Genomic DNA, 1,406 nt, shown 5'->3' with positions numbered 1-1,406 from the left:
TCATGCTGAGGGCGATCCGCGAGGATCTCAACCTCGACCGCCATATGGCGGATGCCGTGGCGTCGCTGCGCATCTGCCTTGCCGCCGACGAGAGCGTGCGTACCGGCCAGCCGGTCAGATTGTAAGGAAAAATCAGTGGGATCGCTTCAACTCAAATCCATCCGCAAAACCTATGGCACGCATGAGGTGCTGAAGGGCATCGACCTTGAAGTCAAAGACGGCGAATTCGTCATTTTCGTCGGGCCGTCGGGCTGCGGGAAGTCGACGCTCTTGCGCAGCATTGCAGGCCTCGAGGACGTCACCTCGGGCGCCGTCGTCATCAATGGCCGCGACGAGACGCTGACGCCGCCGGCCAAGCGCGGCATCGCCATGGTGTTCCAGTCCTATGCGCTCTATCCGCATCTGACAGTCAAGGACAATATGGGCCTCGGCCTAAAGCAGGCCGGCACGCCCAAGAACGAGATCGACAGCCGTGTCGGCAAGGCCTCCGGCATGCTGTCGCTCGCGCCCTATCTGGCACGGCGTCCGGCCGAACTCTCCGGCGGTCAGCGCCAACGCGTCGCAATCGGCCGCGCCATCGTGCGCGAACCGGAACTCTTCCTGTTCGACGAGCCGCTGTCGAACCTTGATGCGGCGTTGCGCGTCCAGACGCGTCTCGAGATCGCCCGGCTGCACCGCAGCCTGAAGGCGACGATGATCTACGTCACCCATGACCAGGTCGAGGCGATGACGCTGGCCGACAAGATCGTGGTGTTAAACGCCGGCACGATCGAGCAGATCGGCTCGCCAATGGAGCTTTACAACCGTCCGGCCAACGTCTTCGTCGCCGGTTTTATCGGCTCGCCGCAGATGAATTTCATCGCGGGCGAGAAAGTCGGTGACCACAGTGCCAAGACGATCGGCGTGCGTCCCGAGCACATGACGCTGTCGCGCGAACAAGGGAACTGGGCGGCGAAGGTCGTGCATGTCGAGCACCTCGGCGCTGATACGATCATCTATCTGGAATCCGATCAGTGCGGCCTGCTGACGGCGCGCCTCTTCGGCGAACACCAGTACGAGCCGGACGAGATCGTCTATGCGACGCCGGATCAGGCGCGGGTGCATCGCTTCGATGCGGACGACCGGGCGATCCGCTGAACGATCCCATCATTCCCAGCAATGAAAAAGGCGCCGTTTTCGCGGCGCTTTTTGCATGAACGGTGTGCGCGAAATCAGTCGCGGATGACCAGCAGATCAGCCGCCATGAAGCGCAGCGTCACGGTTTCGCCGGCCTGCGGCGGGGTGACGCCGGGGCTGTTGAACATGTCGAAGGAGATAACGTTGCCGCCGACATTCATGCGGGTGCGGATAACCGAGCCAAGGAAGTGGGCGGAGACGACCTGGCCGGTCAACGCGGTATCGCTTCT

The 1,406-nt window shown here is 62.5% G+C and carries 2 protein-coding genes and 1 pseudogene; 2 read left to right on the top strand and 1 reads right to left on the bottom strand.

What is annotated here, in order from left to right; translation table 11 throughout:
* Both A7X77_RS33315 and A7X77_RS31565 read left to right on the top strand, forming a co-directional pair.
* Positions 1–125: pseudogene (locus A7X77_RS33315) on the top strand (gfo/Idh/MocA family oxidoreductase); the annotation flags it as partial.
* Between the two features lie 10 nt (positions 126–135).
* Positions 136–1,137: an ABC transporter ATP-binding protein gene (locus tag A7X77_RS31565; protein ID WP_064686688.1), complete on the top strand. Its 1,002-nt coding sequence runs from the start codon at positions 136–138 to the stop codon at positions 1,135–1,137.
* A 74-nt stretch (positions 1,138–1,211) separates the two neighbouring features.
* Here the strand turns inward: A7X77_RS31565 and A7X77_RS31560 are convergent.
* Positions 1,212–1,406: TOBE domain-containing protein (locus A7X77_RS31560; RefSeq protein WP_156668212.1), on the bottom strand; the 195-nt coding region annotated here is incomplete at its 5' end.

It is taken from the genome of Rhizobium bangladeshense, assembly GCF_001662075.1.
Classification (GTDB): domain Bacteria; phylum Pseudomonadota; class Alphaproteobacteria; order Rhizobiales; family Rhizobiaceae; genus Rhizobium; species Rhizobium bangladeshense_B.
This window is presented reverse-complemented; position numbering and strand designations above follow the sequence as displayed.